The sequence below is a fragment of the Polaromonas sp. P3_B1 genome, assembly GCF_056402935.1.
In genome coordinates, this window is record NZ_JBFUGK010000010.1 from 68,892 (window position 1) to 87,093 (window position 18,202).

General features: G+C 63.7%; 13 protein-coding genes. 10 read left to right on the forward strand and 3 right to left on the reverse strand.

All coding sequences use genetic code 11. The features are described 5' to 3' along the window. Positions 1-29: 29 nt before the first annotated feature. The 8 genes from lpxA to AC1DXS_RS08045 all read left to right on the forward strand — a co-directional run bounded on the left by lpxA (position 30) and on the right by AC1DXS_RS08045 (position 9,195). Positions 30-842, forward strand: coding sequence for an acyl-ACP--UDP-N-acetylglucosamine O-acyltransferase (gene lpxA, locus AC1DXS_RS08010; protein WP_477736984.1), 813 nt, complete (start codon positions 30-32; stop codon positions 840-842). Between the two features lie 5 nt (positions 843-847). After that, a complete protein-coding gene (gene lpxB / locus AC1DXS_RS08015) occupies positions 848-2,050 on the forward strand; it encodes a lipid-A-disaccharide synthase (protein WP_477736985.1) in 1,203 nt (400 codons plus the stop codon). Next, the gene (gene rnhB / locus AC1DXS_RS08020; RefSeq protein WP_477736986.1) at positions 2,022-2,639 is read left to right on the forward strand and encodes a ribonuclease HII; all 618 of its coding nucleotides are present in this window, start codon (positions 2,022-2,024) and stop codon (positions 2,637-2,639) included. Before lpxB ends, rnhB begins: the two co-directional genes overlap by 29 nt. After that, the gene (locus tag AC1DXS_RS08025) at positions 2,636-3,433 is read left to right on the forward strand and encodes a TrmH family RNA methyltransferase (protein WP_477736987.1); all 798 of its coding nucleotides are present in this window, start codon (positions 2,636-2,638) and stop codon (positions 3,431-3,433) included. Before rnhB ends, AC1DXS_RS08025 begins: the two co-directional genes overlap by 4 nt. Before the next feature lie 265 nt (positions 3,434-3,698). Next, positions 3,699-4,880: a glutamine-hydrolyzing carbamoyl-phosphate synthase small subunit gene (gene carA / locus AC1DXS_RS08030; protein ID WP_477736988.1), complete on the forward strand. Its 1,182-nt coding sequence runs from the start codon at positions 3,699-3,701 to the stop codon at positions 4,878-4,880. Continuing rightward, on the forward strand, positions 4,873-8,103 hold the full coding sequence (carB, locus tag AC1DXS_RS08035) for a carbamoyl-phosphate synthase large subunit (RefSeq protein WP_477736989.1): 3,231 nt from the start codon (positions 4,873-4,875) through the stop codon (positions 8,101-8,103). The genes carA and carB overlap by 8 nt, the downstream gene beginning before the upstream one ends. Before the next feature lie 155 nt (positions 8,104-8,258). After that, positions 8,259-8,735: a transcription elongation factor GreA gene (gene greA / locus AC1DXS_RS08040; RefSeq protein WP_477736990.1), complete on the forward strand. Its 477-nt coding sequence runs from the start codon at positions 8,259-8,261 to the stop codon at positions 8,733-8,735. 10 nt (positions 8,736-8,745) lie between these two features. After that, the gene (locus tag AC1DXS_RS08045) at positions 8,746-9,195 is read left to right on the forward strand and encodes a DUF4149 domain-containing protein (protein ID WP_477736991.1); all 450 of its coding nucleotides are present in this window, start codon (positions 8,746-8,748) and stop codon (positions 9,193-9,195) included. 5 nt (positions 9,196-9,200) lie between these two features. Here AC1DXS_RS08045 and folD read toward each other — a convergent pair whose 3' ends face one another. The 3 genes from folD to AC1DXS_RS08060 all read right to left on the reverse strand — a co-directional run bounded on the left by folD (position 9,201) and on the right by AC1DXS_RS08060 (position 13,380). Next, entirely contained in the window at positions 9,201-10,046 is an 846-nt protein-coding gene (gene folD / locus AC1DXS_RS08050) for a bifunctional methylenetetrahydrofolate dehydrogenase/methenyltetrahydrofolate cyclohydrolase FolD (RefSeq protein WP_477736992.1), read from the reverse strand. A 90-nt stretch (positions 10,047-10,136) separates the two neighbouring features. Next, positions 10,137-10,763 carry a response regulator transcription factor gene (locus AC1DXS_RS08055; RefSeq protein WP_007866460.1) on the reverse strand — a complete coding sequence of 209 codons (627 nt, stop codon included), beginning with the start codon at positions 10,761-10,763 and terminating at the stop codon, positions 10,137-10,139. Between the two features lie 49 nt (positions 10,764-10,812). Further along, positions 10,813-13,380 carry a PAS domain S-box protein gene (locus AC1DXS_RS08060; RefSeq protein WP_477736993.1) on the reverse strand — a complete coding sequence of 856 codons (2,568 nt, stop codon included), beginning with the start codon at positions 13,378-13,380 and terminating at the stop codon, positions 10,813-10,815. A 345-nt stretch (positions 13,381-13,725) separates the two neighbouring features. Here AC1DXS_RS08060 and aceE point away from each other — a divergent pair, with 345 nt between their 5' ends. Then, positions 13,726-16,461: a pyruvate dehydrogenase (acetyl-transferring), homodimeric type gene (gene aceE / locus AC1DXS_RS08065; RefSeq protein ID WP_477736994.1), complete on the forward strand. Its 2,736-nt coding sequence runs from the start codon at positions 13,726-13,728 to the stop codon at positions 16,459-16,461. 60 nt (positions 16,462-16,521) lie between these two features. Further along, positions 16,522-18,195, forward strand: a complete 1,674-nt coding sequence (gene aceF / locus AC1DXS_RS08070) for a dihydrolipoyllysine-residue acetyltransferase (protein WP_477736995.1) — start codon at positions 16,522-16,524, stop codon at positions 18,193-18,195. Positions 18,196-18,202 lie beyond the last annotated feature (7 nt).

An 18,202-nucleotide genomic window follows, 5' to 3' on the forward strand; every position in this document is an offset into this window, starting at 1 on the left:
CGGGCAGCCACCATCCAGGCGAGCGCGACATGACCGCACCTCTTACCGCGCCGGGCATACACGCCACGGCCATCGTGGACCCGCAGGCCCAGCTCCATGAGTCGGTGAGCGTCGGGCCCTACACCATCATCGGGCCGCACGTGAAGATAGGCGCTGGCACCACGGTCGGCGCGCACTGCGTCATCGAGGGCCACACCACCATAGGCCGCGACAACCGGATTTTCCAGTTCAATTCGCTGGGGGCGATCCCGCAGGACAAAAAATACGCGGGCGAGCCCTGCGAGCTGGTCATAGGCGATCGCAACACCATCCGCGAGTTCTGCACCTTCAACATCGGCTCGCCTGGCGACACCGGCGTGACTCGTGTGGGTGACGACAACTGGCTCATGGCCTATGTGCACCTGGCGCACGACTGTTCGGTCGGCAACAACACCATTTTTGCCAACAACTCCCAGCTGGCCGGCCATGTGCATGTGGGTGACTGGGTGATCCTGGGCGGATTCACCGTGGTCCACCAGTTTGTCAGGCTGGGCGCGCACAGCATGACGGCGATGTGCTCGCTGCTGTTCGCCGATTTGCCGCCATTTGTCATGGTGCAGGGCCAGCCTGCCGAGGCGCGGTCCATGAACTTTGAAGGCCTGCGCCGGCGCGGTTTTTCGCCCGAGCGCATTTCCGCCGTCAAGGCCATGCACAAGGCGCTGTACCGTGACGACCTCACGCTGGACCAAGCCCGCGCGCGTATTGCCGAGCTGACCGGGAAACACCCGGAGTCGGCACCTGACGTGCAGATGATGCTCTCCTTTCTTGAGCACACCTCGCCGCAACGCGGCATTGTCCGGTAAGGCCCATGTCTCTCGAGACCAGCCCTCTGCCAGCCCGTGGAGAGGCTGGCGGCTCCACGGCAAGGCCCAAGGTGGCCATGGTCGCGGGGGAAACCTCCGGCGACCTGCTGGCGGGCTTGCTGCTTGACGGACTCAAGGCTCGCTGGCCGGCATTGTCTTCCAGCGGCATAGGCGGCCCGCAGATGGCCAGGCGCGGGTTTGAAGCGGGGTGGCCCAGCGAGAAACTGGCCGTGCGCGGTTACGTCGAGGTGCTGCGCCACTACCGCGAGATCGTCGGCATACGCGAGCAGCTCAAGCAACGCCTGCTGGCGCAGCGCCCCGACGTCTTTGTCGGTGTGGATGCACCCGACTTCAACCTGGACCTCGAGGCCGCATTGAAAGCCCAGGGCATCAAGACCGTGCATTTCGTCTGCCCGTCCATCTGGGCCTGGCGCGCCGACCGCGTTGAGAAAATCCGGCGCAGCGTCGACCACGTGCTGTGCATCTTTCCGTTTGAGCCGGCCTTGCTGGCCGTCCACGGCATTGCCGCGACTTATGTGGGGCACCCGCTGGCCAATGTCATTCCGCTGCAACCCGACCGCGCCGCGGCGCGCCGCGCGCTGGGGCTGCGGGACGAAAGCACTGTGGTCGCTATCCTGCCCGGTAGCCGGAAGTCGGAAATCCAGTATCTGGCCCAGCGGTTTTTCGCGGCTGCAGCCTTGATCCGGAAAGCGCAGCCAGCCATCCAGTTCGTCGTGCCCGCCATCCCGGCCCTGAAAGCGACGATCGAACGCATCGCCGACGAAACCGGCATGCGGGCCCATCTGAAAATCCTTGAGGGCCAGTCGCACACCGCCCTGGCCGCCTGCGACGTGACCCTGATCGCCAGTGGTACAGCCACCCTGGAGGCGGCGTTATACAAGCGCCCCATGGTGATCGCGTACAACATGAACTGGCTGTCCTGGCAGATCATACGGCGCAAAAAACTCCAGCCTTGGGTAGGCCTGCCCAACATTTTGTGCCGTGACTTTGCCGTGCCCGAATTGCTGCAGGACCAAGCCACACCCGAAGCGCTGGCCGGAGCGATCCTGCAATGGGTGGAGGCAAAATCGTCGGCACCTGACAAAATAGCGGCTGTGGAACAACGATTCGCCGCGCTGCACACCGAACTGCGGCGAGACACTTCAACATTAGCGACCGATGCGATCCAGCAAATTCTTGAAGGCTGAGCAAACCGCGCTGTCCTGGGACATTCCCGGGCTGGTGGCCGGCGTTGACGAGGCGGGACGCGGCCCCCTGATGGGCCCTGTGGTGGCCGCCGCCGTCATCCTTGACGAATTGAACCCCATCAAGGGATTGGCCGACTCCAAAAAGCTGACGACCCTGCGCCGTGAAAAACTTTACGACGAAATCCGTGCCAAGGCCTTGTGCTGCTCGATTGCCGAGGCCAGCGTCGAGGAGATCGACAGCCTCAACATCCTGCAGGCCACGATGCTGGCCATGAAGCGCGCGGTCGAGGGCCTGCGCCTGAAGCCCAACAAGGTGCTCGTTGACGGCAACCGCCTGCCTACGCTGGTCATCCTGTCGGAAGCCATTGTGGGAGGCGATGCGTTGGTGCCCGCCATCTCGGCGGCCTCCATCCTGGCCAAGGTGCACCGCGACCGATGGTGCGCCCAATTCCATCTCGAATATCCGCAATACGGCTTTGCCGACCACAAAGGCTACGGCACGGCCGAGCACCTGGCTGCGCTGCGCGAGCATGGTGCCTGCCCGCAACACCGCAAGTCCTTCGCGCCGGTGGCCGAGGTCCTGCGATGAGCCAGGATACTTCCGGGCCGTCCTCCGAAGTTACGCACGTCACCTCGCGCGACAACCCGCTGATCAAGGACTTGCGCAAGCTGTCCCAGGACAGCACGGCCTACCGAAAGCAAGGGCGCGTCTGGCTGGAAGGCGACCACCTGTGCCGCGCGGCGCTGGCGCGTGGACTTAAACCCGCTCTGGCCGTCTTCTCCGAGTCCTATTGGCCCGGGGCGCCTGCGGCGTTTACGCGGGCAGCGGCCAAAAGCATCGTGATCCCCGACACCTTGCTGCCCGAGATCAGCGGCCTGGAGTCGCCTGCGCGCATGGGCTTTGTGCTCGATTTGCCCGCCAGCGCGGGGCTGCAGCCCGATGCTGCTTCAGTGATTCTGGACCGGGTGCAGGACGCCGGCAATGTCGGCTCCATCCTGCGCAGCGCGGCGGCCTTTGGTTTCGGCCAGGTCATCGCCCTCAAGGGCACTGCGGCGCTCTGGTCGCCCAAGGTGCTGCGCGCAGGCATGGGCGCCCACTTTGCCCTGCAACTGGTGGAAGGCCTGGAGCCCGACGCGCTGGCAGCCTTGACGGTTCCCATCGTCGTCACCAGCTCGCACCACGGCAGCTTTTTGCACCAGCAAAAGCTGCCCATGCCCTGCGCCTGGGCCATGGGCCACGAAGGGCAGGGCGTAGGCGACGGCCTGATGGCCAGGGCAGCCCTCAAGGTCCGCATAGACCAGCCGGGCGGCGAAGAGTCGCTCAACGTCGCCGCCGCCGCGGCGATTTGCCTGTACGCAAGTTCGTTGGTGAAGAACTCCTAATTCCAGCAGGGGCCGCGGAACTGGTTTTGCCAGGCGGCAGGCGCAGCGGCCCCTCGTGTGATGAAAGGGGCAGGGAGATGCCGCAGGCCCACGCAGTGAGCGACCGTGGGGGCCACGGCCTAGGCTATAATCAGTGGCTTTTCAAAACACAGCTTCGCCCGAGCGCATACAAAGCCACCACCCTCTCAAAAGCAGCCTGCAAGAGTCTTGACCGAGACGTATCTTGTGCACGCTTGGGCGAACCGTAACCAACCCGGAGAACCCAGTGCTTTTGTCTCTACAGGGAAACACCCCTCACGCCATCCTGGCGCTCGCAGACGGCACGGTCTTTATCGGCAATTCGATTGGGGCCGCGGGCTCCACGGTCGGCGAAGTGGTGTTCAACACCGCGATGACCGGCTACCAGGAAATCCTCACGGATCCCAGCTACTGCCAGCAGATCGTCACCCTCACGTACCCGCACATCGGCAACTACGGCATCAATGCCGAAGACGTCGAAGCTGAAAAAGTCCACGCCGCCGGCCTGATCATCAAAGACCTGCCGCTGCTGGCCTCGAACTTCCGCATGTCCATGACCCTGTCCGAGTACCTGGTCAAGGAAAACACCGTCGCCATCGCCGGCATAGACACCCGCCAGCTGACCCGCCACCTGCGCACCAAGGGTGCGCAAAACGGCTGCATCCTGGCTTTGCCCGCGGGTGAGGCGGTGAGCCAGCCCGCGATCGAGAAAGCCGTCGCGGCAGCGCGTGGCGCCCCCAGCATGGCCGGCCTGGACCTGGCCAAGGTCGTCTCGGTCAAGCAGACCTATGAATGGACGCAGACCGAGTGGAAGCTGGGCGCCGGCTACGGCGTGCAGATCACCCCGAAGTTCCACGTCGTGGCCTTCGACTTCGGTGTGAAGAAAAACATCCTGCGCATGATGGCCGAGCGCGGCGCGCGCATCACGGTGGTGCCGGCGCAAACGCCCGCCGCCGACGTGCTCAAGCTCAAACCCGACGGCATCTTCCTGGCCAACGGCCCGGGCGACCCGGAGCCTTGCGACTACGCAATCACCGCGGTGCGCGAGCTGATCGAAACCGGCATCCCGACCTTCGGCATCTGCCTGGGCCACCAGATCATGGCGCTGGCCAGCGGCGCGAAGACCTTCAAGATGAAGTTCGGCCACCACGGCGCCAACCACCCGGTCAAAGACCTGGACAACGGCCGCGTCAGCATCACCAGCCAGAACCACGGCTTCGCGGTCGACGAGAAAAGCCTGCCCGCCAACCTCAGGCCCACGCACATCAGCCTGTTCGATGGCACGCTGCAGGGCCTGGCCCGTACCGACAAGCCGGCCTTCTGCTTCCAGGGCCACCCGGAAGCATCGCCGGGCCCGCACGATATTTCATACTTGTTTGACCGTTTCACCGCGCTGATGGAACAGGCTGGGGAGAAGAAAAATGCCTAAGCGCACAGACATCAAGAGCGTCCTCATCATCGGCGCCGGCCCCATCATCATCGGCCAGGCCTGCGAGTTCGACTATTCCGGCGTGCAGGCCTGCAAGGCCTTGCGCGAAGAGGGCTACAAGGTCATCTTGATCAACAGCAACCCCGCTACGATCATGACTGACCCGGCCACCGCCGACGTCACCTACATCGAACCCATCACCTGGCAGACTGTCGAAAAAATCATCGCCAAGGAGCGCCCCGACGCCATCCTGCCGACCATGGGCGGGCAGACCGCGCTCAATTGCGCGCTGGACCTCTGGCACAACGGCGTGCTCGACAAATACAAGGTCGAGCTGATAGGCGCCAAGCCCGAAGCCATCGACAAGGCCGAAGACCGCCTGAAGTTCAAGGACGCGATGACCAAGATCGGGCTCGGCTCGGCCCGCTCCGGCATCGCGCACAGCATGGACGAGGCCTGGGCGGTGCAGAAGACCGTCGGCTTCCCCACCGTGATCCGCCCCAGCTTCACGCTGGGCGGCACCGGCGGCGGCATCGCCTACAACTCTGAAGAGTTCGAAATCATCTGCAAGCGCGGCCTCGAGGCCTCTCCCACCAACGAGCTGCTGATCGAGGAATCGCTGCTAGGCTGGAAAGAGTACGAAATGGAAGTCGTGCGCGACACCGCCGACAACTGCATCATTGTCTGCTCCATCGAAAACCTGGACCCTATGGGCGTGCACACCGGCGACTCCATCACGGTGGCCCCGGCCCAGACGCTGACCGACAAGGAATACCAGATCCTGCGCAACGCCTCGCTGGCTGTGCTGCGCGAGATCGGCGTGGACACCGGCGGCTCCAACGTGCAGTTCTCGATCAACCCGGTCGACGGCCGCATGGTTGTGATCGAGATGAATCCGCGCGTGTCGCGTTCCTCGGCGCTGGCCTCCAAGGCCACGGGCTTCCCGATCGCCAAGGTTGCCGCGAAGCTGGCCGTGGGCTACACGCTCGACGAGCTGCGCAATGAAATCACGGGCGGCGCCACCCCCGCGAGCTTCGAGCCCAGCATCGACTATGTGGTCACCAAGATTCCGCGTTTCGCATTCGAGAAATTCCCGGCCGCTGATTCGCGCCTGACCACGCAGATGAAATCCGTCGGCGAGGTCATGGCCATGGGCCGCACCTTCCAGGAGTCTTTCCAGAAGGCACTGCGCGGCCTGGAGGTCGGCGTGGACGGCATGAACGAGAAAACCCAGGACCGCGAAGTGCTCGAGAAAGAGCTCGGCGCGCCCGGCCCGGATCGCATCTGGTACGTGGGCGATGCCTTCGCCCAGGGCATGAGCGTCGACGAAGTTTTTGCGTTGACCAAGATCGACCCCTGGTTCCTGGTGCAGATCGAGCAGATCGTCAAGATCGAGCTCGAACTCGAAACCACCTCGCTCGACAAAATCGATGCCGTCACTCTGCGCGCGCTCAAGCAAAAAGGCTTTTCCGACCGCCGCCTGGCCAAGCAGCTCAAGACCACCGACACAGCCATCCGTGAAAAGCGCCGCGCCCTGGGCGTGCGCCCGGTCTACAAGCGCGTGGACACCTGCGCCGCCGAGTTCGCGACCAACACCGCCTACATGTATTCGACCTACGAGGCCGAAGGCAGCGAGTGCGAAGCCGCGCCCACCGACAAGAAAAAAATCATGGTGCTGGGCGGCGGGCCCAACCGTATCGGGCAGGGCATCGAGTTTGACTACTGCTGCGTGCACGCGGCGCTGGCCATGCGCGAAGACGGCTACGAGACCATCATGGTCAACTGCAACCCCGAGACTGTCTCCACCGACTACGACACCAGCGACCGCCTGTATTTCGAGCCGCTGACGCTCGAAGACGTGCTCGAGATCGTCGACAAGGAAAAACCGCTGGGCGTGATCGTCCAGTACGGCGGCCAGACGCCCCTGAAGCTGGCGCTGGACCTCGAAGCCAACGGCGTGCCCATCATCGGCACCTCGCCCGACATGATCGACGCCGCGGAAGACCGCGAGCGCTTCCAGAAGCTGCTGCATGAACTCAAGCTGCGCCAGCCGCCCAACGCCACGGCGCGTACCGAGCCCGAAGCACTGGAAAAAGCCGCAGCGCTGGGTTACCCCCTGGTTGTGCGCCCCAGCTATGTGCTGGGCGGCCGTGCCATGGAAATCGTGCATGAGCAGCGTGACCTCGAACGCTACATGCGTGAAGCCGTCAAGGTCAGCCATGATTCGCCGGTGCTGCTGGACCGCTTCCTGAACGATGCGATCGAATGCGACGTCGACTGCCTGCGCGATCCTGAGGGCCGCACCTTTATCGGCGGCGTGATGGAGCACATCGAACAGGCCGGCGTGCACAGCGGCGACTCGGCCTGCTCGCTGCCGCCGTATTCGCTGAGCGCGGAAACCGTGACTGAAATCAAGCGCCAGACCGCGGCCATGGCCGAAGCGCTGACGGTGGTTGGCCTCATGAACGTGCAGTTCGCGATCCAGAACATTGACGGCAAGGACGTGATCTACGTGCTGGAAGTCAACCCGCGTGCCTCGCGCACCGTACCCTTCGTCAGCAAGGCCACCGGCATCCAGCTGGCCAAGGTGGCGGCGCGTTGCATGGTCGGCCAGTCGCTGGCTTCGCAAGGCATCAAGGACGAGGTCACGCCGCCTTACTTCAGCGTCAAGGAAGCGGTGTTCCCCTTCGTCAAGTTCCCCGGAGTGGACACGATTCTCGGCCCCGAGATGAAGTCCACCGGTGAGGTTATGGGCGTGGGCAAGACCTTCGGCGAAGCCTTCGTGAAGTCCCAGCTGGGCGCGGGCACCAAACTGCCCACCTCCGGCAAGGTCTTCCTGACCGTCAAGAACAACGACAAGCCGCGCGCCGTGGAAGTGGCGCGTGCGCTGGCCGCGCAGAAGTTCGAGCTGGTCGCGACCAAAGGTACGGCGGCGGCCATCCAGGCGGCAGGCATTGCCTGCACCGTGGTCAACAAGGTCACCGAAGGCCGGCCGCACGTGGTGGACATGATCAAGAACAATGAAATCGCCCTGGTCATCAACACGGTCGAAGAGCGGCGCAACGCGATCACCGATTCGCGCCAGATCCGCACCTCGGCGCTGCTGGCCCGCGTGACGACCTACACCACCATTGCCGGTGCCGAAGCGGCCGTGGAGGGTATGAAATACCTGGACAACCTGCCGGTGTATTCCGTGCAGGAGCTGCACGCCCAGCTGGCCTGATGGTCTGGTACCCGGGTTTTTCCCGGGCTATTTCCAGGGCCATTTCCAGCTTGAGCCGGGCTTGATTTGCATTAAACTTGTTTGATTGAAATTTTGGATTCAAGCGCCGCCGCCAGGTGACTGGTGGCGGTTTCGCTTTTGCAGGAGCAAAAAACATGGCCACCATTCCCATTACCAAGCGCGGCGCGGAAAGCCTCAAGGCCGAGCTGCACCAACTCAAGACCGTTGACCGCCCCTGGGTCATCAATTCGATTTCCGAAGCGCGCGCCCAGGGCGACCTGAGCGAAAACGCCGAATACGACGCCGCCAAGGACCGCCAGGGTTTCATCGAAGGCCGCATCCAGGAAATCGAGGGCAAGCTTTCCGCTGCGCAAATCATCGATCCGTCCGAACTGGACGCGGGCGGCAAGGTCGTGTTCGGCTCGACCATAGAGCTCGAAGATGAAGACACCGGCGACAAGGTGACCTACCAGATCGTCGGCGAAGACGAAGCCGACATCAAGCTGGGCCGTGTCAACATCAGCTCGCCGATCGCGCGCGCGCTGATCGGCAAGAACGAGGGCGACACGGCCGAAGTCCAGGCGCCGGGCGGTGTCAAGCGCTATGAAATCATCGCGGTGATGTACATCTGAGTTTCATTTCGTGAAGCAGCGCTTCAATGTGATGGTGGCCGCCCTCTGGTGGGGCAGCCTGACCGGCCTGGGCCTCGTCGTGGTTCCCATGCTGTTCGCCAACCTGGGCACGCCCGCCGCGGCCGGCGCCATGGCCGCCAAGCTCTTCACCGCACAAACCTGGCTCAGCACGGGTTGCACCATGCTCCTCTTGCTGGTGCTCAATAAAAAAGACGATGCGGCTCTTGCCTTGCAGGCGCAGGCCGCCATGAAGTTCGTGGTCGCCGGCTTGCTGCTGGCCTTGCTGGTGGAGTTCGGCATTGCGCCGCGCATCGTCAGCGCGCGCGCCGAGGGTGGCAACCTCAAGCTCTGGCATGGCCTGGGTACGGCCTTGTATGCCCTGCAGTGGCTATGCGCCGGCCTGGCGTTGTGGCGCCTGGTGCCCACAGCGCAAGTTGATCAGGCGCCTGCCGCGGACTAAGCGCCTCAGCCGCGCTCGGCGGCTTCGAGTGTGTTGACCAGCAGCATGGTGATAGTCATGGGGCCCACACCGCCGGGCACCGGCGTGATGTAGCCCGCGACTTCCTTGACCCCCTCAAAATCCACGTCGCCGCAAAGCTTGCCCTCGTCGTTGCGGTTCATGCCCACGTCAAGCACGACGGCGCCTGGCTTGACCATGTCGGCCGTCAGCACATTGCGTTTGCCGACGGCGGCCACGATCACGTCGGCCTGCAGCGTCATGGCCTTGAGGTCTTTGGTCGCGCTGTGGCAGATGGTGACGGTGGCATTCTTTTGCAGCAGCATCAGCGCCATGGGTTTGCCGACGATGTTGCTGCGGCCTATGACCACGGCATGTTTGCCTTTGAGGTCGTAGCCAATGCTCTCCAGCATCTTCATGCAGCCGTAAGGCGTGCAAGGCCAGAAGCCGGGCTGGCCGACCATGAGGGCGCCGGCGCTGGCGACGTGAAAACCGTCCACGTCCTTGGCGGGAGAGATGGCCTCGATGACCTTGTGCGCGTCGATGTGCGCGGGCAGCGGCAGCTGCACCAGGATGCCGTGGATGGACGGGTCATTGTTAAGTGCGTCCACGCGTGCCAGCAGATCGGCTTCACTGAGGGTGGCGGGGTATTTCTCGAGCACCGAATGCAGGCCGCTGTCTTCGCAGGCTTTCACCTTGTTGCGCACATAGACCTGGCTGGCCGGGTTGTCGCCCACCAGCACCACGGCCAGGCCTGGCGTGACGCCGCGCGCGCGCAGGGCGGCGGCCCGCTGGCCGACGTCGGCGCGCAATTGTTTGGAGAGGGCGTTTCCGTCAATCAGCTGGGCGGTCATTTTTGAATCGGTTTGTCAAAGTAAAAACGCCCGCTGGTCCAATCAATACGGGCGTCAAGGGGCTATCGGAAAAACAGCGAAGGAGAGCGGTCAGCCTTTGGGCGCGTTGGACCCCAGGGCGATTTTGAGCAGGTCGGCCACGGTGTTGGCGTTGAGCTTTTCCATGATGTTGGCGCGGTGCGCCTCCACCGTCTTGATGCTGATGCCCAGGTCGTCGGCGATCTGCTTGTTGAGCCTGCCCGCCACGATGCGCTCGAGCACCTGGGCCTCGCGCGAGGTCAGCTTGGCCAGCAGGGCGTCGCGGCTGGCGGACTGCTGGAACTCGCTGAAGGCTTCCTTGGCTTGCTCCAGCATGCGCTCCACCAGGTTGACCAGGGCTTCTTCCTGGAAAGGCTTCTGGATGAAGTCCATCGCGCCTTTTTTCATGGTGTTGACCGCCATGGGCACGTCGCCATGGCCGGTGATGAACACGATGGGCAGGGGCGACTTGCGCTCGACCAGGCGGTCCTGCAGCTCAAGGCCGGTCATGCCACCCATGCGGATGTCGACGATCAGGCAGGCCACTTCGCGGGGGTCGTAGCGGGAAAGGAAAGTTTCGGCCGAGTCGTAGCAGCGGACGCGGTAGTCCTTGCCCTCGAGCAGCCACTGCAACGAGTCGCGCACGCCTTCGTCATCATCAACGACGTAGACGGTACCTTTTTTGGGAATCAAGCTCATGCCAAACTTTCTTTCGTGAACTTCTCAAGAGACGGTTCTTGAAGGGTCTTCAGTGAACGCCTGCGTTTCGGGCTGCTGCGCTGTCGCCGGCTGGCGCCGCCGGCAGGAGCAGGGGTGTCACAGGGATCCAGAAGGTAAACCGGCACCCCACCACTTCGTCCCCATTGTAGAGGTTCTCGGCCTCCATCCTGCCCTGGTGGGACTCGACGATGCTGCGGCACAGTTTGAGGCCTATGCCCATGCCTTCGGCCTTGGTGGAATAGAAGGCTTCATACAGCCGGCTCATGACTTCGGGCGACAGGCCGCGCCCGGTGTCGAGCACTGAAAACTCCACCACGGCCTGGTCTTCGATCTGCTTGGGCACTACGCGCAGCTCGACGCTGCGGCGCGCCGTGGGCAGATGGGCCTGTTCAATCGATTCCGCTGCGTTTTTCATCAGGTTGATCAGCACCTGCTCGATCAGGATGGGGTCCACCATGATCTCCGGCAGGCGGGCCGCAATGTAGTGGCTCAGGCGCACGTGGTGGCGGCGCAGCTCGATGTCGGCCAGCTCCATGGCGTTGCTGACCATGGTGGCCACGTCGGCCGCCGTGCGGTTGGGCTCGCTGCGTTTGACGAAGGAGCGTATGCGCTGGATGATCTGGCCCGCCCGGTGCGCCTGCTTGGCTGTCTTGTCCAGCGCGATCAGCAGGTCTTCGTTGCTGATCTGCTTGCCCTTGATGCGCGACACCATGCCGTTGCAGTAGTTGTTGATGGCCGTGAGCGGCTGGTTCAGCTCGTGCGCTACGCTGGAGGCCATCTCGCCCATGGTGATCAGCCGGCTGGCGGTCTGGGCGCGCTCGTTCTGCTGCGCTGCCTGTTCTTCGGCATGGCGCCGCGGCGTGATGTCGGTGGCAATCACCATCTGGGCCAGGCGGCCGTCCACCCAGGTCAGGTAGCGTGAACGCACTTCCAGCCATTTGCTGAGCTCGGGCACGAAGATTTCGGCGTTCTCCGTCTGCGCCGCCGTCAGCGTATCGGTCGGGAAACCGGCCAGGCCGTCGACCGCATCCAGCGTGTCGTCGGTGGGCACGGCGCTGGGCACACCGGCCTGCGCGATCAGGTTCAGGTGGCCCGACACCTCGCCGCCAAACCAGGAGCGGTACAGCTTGTTGGCAAACAGCAGCTCCTCGCTGCCCAGCGGTGCCACTGAAACGGCGGCGTCCAGCCCTTCGAGCACCGTGGTGAAGCGCTCATAGGAGGCGGTCAGCTCCTCGCGGATGCGCTTGGGCTCGGTGATGTCCGTCATGGAGGTCATCCAGCCGGTCTGCTGGCCGCGCGGGTCTATCAGCGGCGAGACATACATGCGGGCGTCGAAGATCTGGCCGTTCTTGCGCTTGACGCGTACCTCAAAGCCGCCCGGCGGCGTGCGGCCGTGCAGCTCATCGTCCAGCCGTTGCATCAGGGTGTCGATCTCGCCTTCGGGCCAGTGCGGAAACGGCGGCGTGCGGCCCACCAGGTCACCCTCAGTCAGCCCCGTCATCTGGCAGAAGGCCGGGTTGACGTAGGTAATGCGGCCCTGCAGGTCGAGCGCGCGCATGCCGGTCAGCATGGAGTTCTCCATGGCGCGGCGGAAGTTGGTCTCGGCGATCAGCGCCTGCTGGGCCTGCACGCGGCGGCGCGTGTGGCGCCAGGTGCCCAGCAGCATCCATACCGTGAGCGCACTCAGGGCGCTGACCAGCCAGAAGAAGCCGCTACCCACCACACCCAGCGAGGTGCGGTAGCCCTCGGCGCGTATCAGCAGGCCGTTTCCGACCGGCGAGACCGGTATCTCGTATTCGGCCGCGCCGTCGGACCAGGGCAGCAGCCGGGCTGCAGGATTGCGCGGCGGCGGCAGGCTGCCCGCCAGCACCTGGTTTTTGTCGTCAATCAGGGTCACGGCGTATTTGGCGGTGACTTCGGTCGGCACGCCGAAGCGCAGCAGCCCGTCGATGGAGTATTCGCCCATGATCACGCCGGCGAATTTGCCCTGGTCGTCCAGCGGCACCTGCAATTGCAGGGTGGGGGCGTTGTAGCCGCCGGCTTCCTTGGGCGTCAGCGGGCGTGAGTACACCGGCTGGCGCAGGTCCCTGGCCAGCTCGTAGGTGCCGTCGGTCTCGCCGACCTTGAGCTGTTCACCCGCGCCGCGCAACTGGCTGCCGTTGGCGCTGGGCGATACATAAGCCACCTTGATGCGCCGCTTGCTGTCTACCCAGGTCACCGCCATGAGCTCGGGGTATTGGTTGACGAGTGATTCGGCCTGGGTGATGAATTCCTCGGTGTCGACTTCCTTGTTGGAGACGTCGCGGCCTATGCGCATGAGCTGCTCCTGCCGCTCCAGCAGGCGCAGCCGCAGGCGCTGCTGGGCGTACTCCACGTCGCGTTTCACAGCTTGTTGCTCGCGGTCGATTTCCTCGATGCGAAGGTAGCCGAAGGCGGCGATCACGGCCGCCAGGAAGAGCGCGACGGCCAGCAGCGGACCCAGCGTGATAAAGCGGTCCTGGCGCGACGGCGATTGCCGCCGCCACCAGCGGCGCCACAAGGCCAGGGGGGCAGGATTCACCGTGGGATCGGCGAGGGCAGGGGCTTGCTGGGTCATAGGGATGTGCAGTTTAAGGGAGATGCCTCGTGCGGGGCAGGGTTGTCCCTGATTCTTGAAGGTGAAGCGCGGCGCGGCGGTGCGGCGGCAATGCCGTGGAAATGTCGCGGAAAAGGCTTGCTCCGGACCCATGGATGCGACGTATGCTTACTTTTGAATTTCTTAATATGAAATCAATAAGCACTATTTGAAATCTCACAAATATTATGAGAAACTAGGGACTTGAATCTAATTTGCGTTTACAACACGTTTAGACCCAAGTTGGACACAGGCCCTGTGAGCGGCTCGACAAGAAGCCGCATCGCAGCTTAAACAAGCTTTATCAGGCTACTCAGGAGACAAAAAATGGCTGCCAATCCCACCCAAGCCGGCGACAACTTGCGCGCCGCCGCCAACGACGCGCTGGACAAAGACAGCCAGGAAACCCGAGAGTGGATGGACGCCCTGTCCGCCGTCATCGAAAGCGAAGGCCCTGAGCGCGCCCACTTCCTGCTCGAGCAACTGCTGGAGCACGCCCGCCAGAAAAGCATAGACATGCCTTTCTCGGCCAACACCGGTTACGTCAACACCATTGAGCCCGACCAGGAAGAGCGCTCGCCCGGCAACCTCGAGATCGAGGAACGCCTGCGCGCCTACATGCGCTGGAACGCCATGGCCATGGTGGTCAAGGCTAACCGCCTGCACCCCGCCGACGGCGGCGACCTGGGCGGCCATATCGGCTCCTTCGCCTCGCTGGCCAGCCTGTTCGGCGCCGGCTTCAACCACTTCTGGCACGCCGAGAGCACTGAACCAGGAAAAGAGCACGGCGGCGACTGCCTCTACATCCAGGGCCACGTGTCGCCCGGCGTCTATGCCCGCGCCTACCTTGAAGGCCGCCTGACCGAAGAGCAACTGCTCAACTTCCGCCAGGAAGTCGACGGCAAGGGCCTGTCCAGCTACCCGCACCCCAAGCTGATGCCCGAGTTCTGGCAGTTCCCCACCGTCTCCATGGGCCTGGGCCCGCTGATGGCGATCTACCAGGCGCGTTTCCTCAAGTACCTGCATGCCCGCGGCATCGCCAACACCGAAAACCGCAAGGTCTGGGCGTTCCTGGGCGACGGCGAGATGGACGAGGTCGAATCCATGGGCGCCATCGGCCTGGCCGCGCGCGAAAAGCTCGACAACCTGGTTTTTGTCATTAATTGCAACCTGCAGCGCCTGGACGGCCCGGTGCGCGGCAACGGCAAGATCATCCAGGAGCTCGAAGGCGAGTTCCGCGGCGCCGGCTGGAACGTCATCAAGCTGCTGTGGGGCAGCAACTGGGATCCGCTGTTGGCCCGCGACAAGGACGGCGCGCTGCGCAAGGTCATGATGGACACGCTGGATGGCGACTACCAGGCCATGAAGGCCAACGACGGCGCCTACGTGCGCAAGCATTTCTTCGGCCAGGACCCGCGCACGCTTGAGATGGTCGCCAAGATGAGCGACGAGGACATCTTCAACCTGCGCCGCGGCGGCCACGATTCGCAAAAGGTCTATGCGGCTTTCCACAAGGCGGTCAACCACAAGGGCCAGCCCACCGTGCTGCTGATCAAGACCGTCAAGGGCTTCGGCATGGGCAAGATCGGCGAAGGCAAGAACAACGTCCACCAGACCAAAAAACTGGCCGATGAGGACATCAAGGCCTTCCGCGACCGCTTCAACATCCCCATCCCCGACAGCAAGCTGGCCGACATTCCCTTCTACAAGCCGGCCGACGACACGCCCGAGATGCGCTACCTGCACGAGCGCCGCAAGGCCCTGGGCGGCTACCTGCCGCACCGCCGCGTCAAGGCCGACGAGCAGTTCACCGTGCCCGCGCTGGAAACCTTCAAGTCGGTGATCGAGCCCACGGCCGAAGGCCGTGAAATCTCGACTACCCAGGCCTACGTACGCTTCCTCACGCAGTTGCTGCGCGACCAGGCCCTGGGCCCGCGCGTCGTGCCCATCCTGGTGGACGAGGCCCGCACCTTCGGCATGGAAGGCCTGTTCCGCCAGATCGGCATCTACAACCCCGACGGCCAGAAGTACACGCCGGTCGACAAAGACCAGGTGATGTACTACAAGGAAGACAAGCAGGGCCAGATCCTGCAGGAAGGCATCAACGAGGCCGGCGGCATGAGCAGCTGGATCGCGGCGGCCACCTCGTACAGCACCAACAACCGCATCATGGTGCCCTTCTACGTGTACTACTCGATGTTCGGTTTCCAGCGCATCGGCGACCTGGCCTGGGCGGCCGGCGACATGCAGGCGCGCGGTTTCCTGCTGGGCGGCACCTCGGGCCGCACCACGCTCAACGGCGAAGGACTGCAGCACGAAGACGGACACAGCCATATCCTGGCCGGCACCATCCCCAACTGCATCAGCTACGACCCGACCTTCGCGCATGAAGTCGGCGTGATCCTGCACCACGGCCTCAAACGCATGGTCGAGAAACAGGACAACGTCTATTTCTACCTCACCCTGCTCAATGAAAACTACGCCATGCCCGGCCTCAAGCCCGGCACCGAGGAGCAGATCATCAAGGGCATGTACCTGTGCAAGGAAGGCGCCAAGCTCACGCCGCGTGTGCAACTGCTGGGCTCCGGCACCATCCTGCGCGAATCCATTGCCGCGCAAGAGTTGCTCGAAAAAGAATGGGGCGTCGCCGCCAACGTCTGGAGCTGCCCCAGCTTCAACGAATTGGCCCGCGACGGCCAGACGGCCGAACGCTGGAGCCTGCTGCACCCGACCGAAAAAGCGAAGGTGCCGTTTGTGGCTGAGCAGCTTGAAAAGCACACCGGCCCCGTCATCGCATCGACCGATTACATGAAGGCCTACGCAGAGCAGATCCGCTCCTTCATCCCCAAGGGCCGCACCTTCAAGGTGCTGGGCACTGACGGCTTCGGCCGCAGCGACTTCCGCAGCAAGCTGCGCGAGCACTTCGAGATCAACCGCCACTACATCGTCGTGGCGGCCCTGAAGGCGCTTAGCGAAGAGGGCACGGTGCCGGTTGCCAAGGTGACCGAAGCCATCAAGAAGTACGGCATCAATGTCGACAAGATCAATCCGCTTTACGCTTGAGTTAAAACCCTGACGTAGACGCCCGAATACTGAACGCCTGAAGCAAACGGAGACAAGAACATGGCAGTGGTAGACATTCAAGTTCCTGATATCGGGGATTTCGACGAAGTGACAGTGATTGAATTGCTGGTCAAGCCCGGCGACACCGTCAAGGCCGAGCAGTCGCTGATCACCGTGGAGTCCGACAAGGCTTCCATGGAAATCCCCTCCAGCCACGCGGGTGTGGTCAAGGAACTGCGGGTCAAGCTGAGCGACAAGGTCAAGCAAGGCTCGGTCGTGCTGACGCTGGAAGTGGCAGGGGCCGGCGCCGAAGCCGCCCCGGCTCCCAAGGAAAAGGCAGCGGCCGCTCCGGCGGCTCCCGCAGCCTCTGCGCCCACAGCGCCGGCACCTGCTGCCACCGCACCCGCCGCTACCGGCCCCGTCGAAGTCCGCGTGCCCGACATCGGCGACTTCAAGGACGTCTCCGTCATTGAAGTCCTCGTCAAGCCCGGCGACACCATCAAGGCTGAGCAGTCGCTGGTCACGGTCGAATCCGACAAGGCCTCGATGGAAATCCCGTCCTCGGCCGCCGGTGTGCTCAAGGAACTCAAGGTCAAGCTGGGCGACACCGTCAACATCGGCGACCTGTTGGCCATCCTCGAAGGCTCCACCGCCTCGGCTGCGGGCGCATCGCCCGCTCCGGCGCCGGCCCCTGCGCCGGCATCCGCTCCCGCCGCAGCTGCGGCAGCCGCACCCGCGCAAGCCGCCACATCGGCCCCCGCCAGCCAGCCGGCCCACGATCCCACCACGGCGCCGCAAGGCAACCTGCCGCATGCCTCGCCCTCGGTGCGCAAGTTCGCGCGCGAGCTCGGTGTGCCGCTGGCCGAAGTCAAGGGCTCAGGCCCCAAGGGCCGCATCACGCAGGACGACATCCAGGCTTTCACCAAGTCGGTGATGGACGGCAGCGTCCGCACCCAGGCACAGGCCGCCAAGGCGCCCGCGTCTTCGGGCGGCGGGGCGGGGCTGGACCTGCTGCCCTGGCCCAAGGTCGACTTCACCAAGTTCGGCCCGGTCGAGCGCAAGGACATGTCGCGCATCAAGAAGATCAGCGGCGCCAACCTGCACCGCAACTGGGTGATGATCCCGCACGTCTGCAACCACGACGATGCCGACATCACCGAGCTCGAAGCCTTCCGCGTGCTCATGAACAAGGAAAACGAAAAAGCCGGCATCAAGATCACCATGCTGGCCTTCCTGATCAAGGCCTCGGTCGCCGCGCTCAAGAAATTCCCCGAGTTCAACGCCTCGCTCGACGGCGAGCAGTTGGTGCTCAAGCAGTACTACAACATCGCTTTCGCCGCCGACACCCCCAACGGCCTGGTCGTTCCCGTCATCAAGAACGCCGACCAGAAGGGCATCGTGCAGATCTCGCAGGAGATGGGCGAACTCGCCAAGAAAGCGCGCGACGGCAAGCTGAGCCCTGCCGACATGTCCGGCGCCTGCTTCACGATCTCGTCGCTAGGCGGCATAGGTGGTCGTTATTTCACGCCCATCATCAATGCACCTGAAGTCGCCATCCTGGGCGTCTGCAAGAGCTCGACCGAGCCGGTCTGGGACGGCAAGGCCTTCCAGCCGCGCCTGATGCTGCCGCTGTCATTGAGCTGGGACCACCGCGTGATCGACGGCGCCGCCGCCGCGCGCTTTAACGCCTACCTGGGCCAAATCCTCGCCGACTTCCGCCGCGTCCTGCTCTAAACAGGAA

Coding starts and splice junctions, on each gene's coding strand:
- lpxA (WP_477736984.1), top strand. CDS start 30: ATGACCGCACCTCTTACCGCGCCGGGCATACACGCCACGGCCATCGTG.
- lpxB (WP_477736985.1), top strand. CDS start 848: ATGTCTCTCGAGACCAGCCCTCTGCCAGCCCGTGGAGAGGCTGGCGGC.
- rnhB (WP_477736986.1), top strand. CDS start 2,022: ATGCGATCCAGCAAATTCTTGAAGGCTGAGCAAACCGCGCTGTCCTGG.
- AC1DXS_RS08025 (WP_477736987.1), top strand. CDS start 2,636: ATGAGCCAGGATACTTCCGGGCCGTCCTCCGAAGTTACGCACGTCACC.
- carB (WP_477736989.1), top strand. CDS start 4,873: ATGCCTAAGCGCACAGACATCAAGAGCGTCCTCATCATCGGCGCCGGC.
- greA (WP_477736990.1), top strand. CDS start 8,259: ATGGCCACCATTCCCATTACCAAGCGCGGCGCGGAAAGCCTCAAGGCC.
- folD (WP_477736992.1), bottom strand. CDS start 10,046: ATGACCGCCCAGCTGATTGACGGAAACGCCCTCTCCAAACAATTGCGC.
- AC1DXS_RS08055 (WP_007866460.1), bottom strand. CDS start 10,763: ATGAGCTTGATTCCCAAAAAAGGTACCGTCTACGTCGTTGATGATGAC.
- AC1DXS_RS08060 (WP_477736993.1), bottom strand. CDS start 13,380: ATGACCCAGCAAGCCCCTGCCCTCGCCGATCCCACGGTGAATCCTGCC.
- aceE (WP_477736994.1), top strand. CDS start 13,726: ATGGCTGCCAATCCCACCCAAGCCGGCGACAACTTGCGCGCCGCCGCC.
- aceF (WP_477736995.1), top strand. CDS start 16,522: ATGGCAGTGGTAGACATTCAAGTTCCTGATATCGGGGATTTCGACGAA.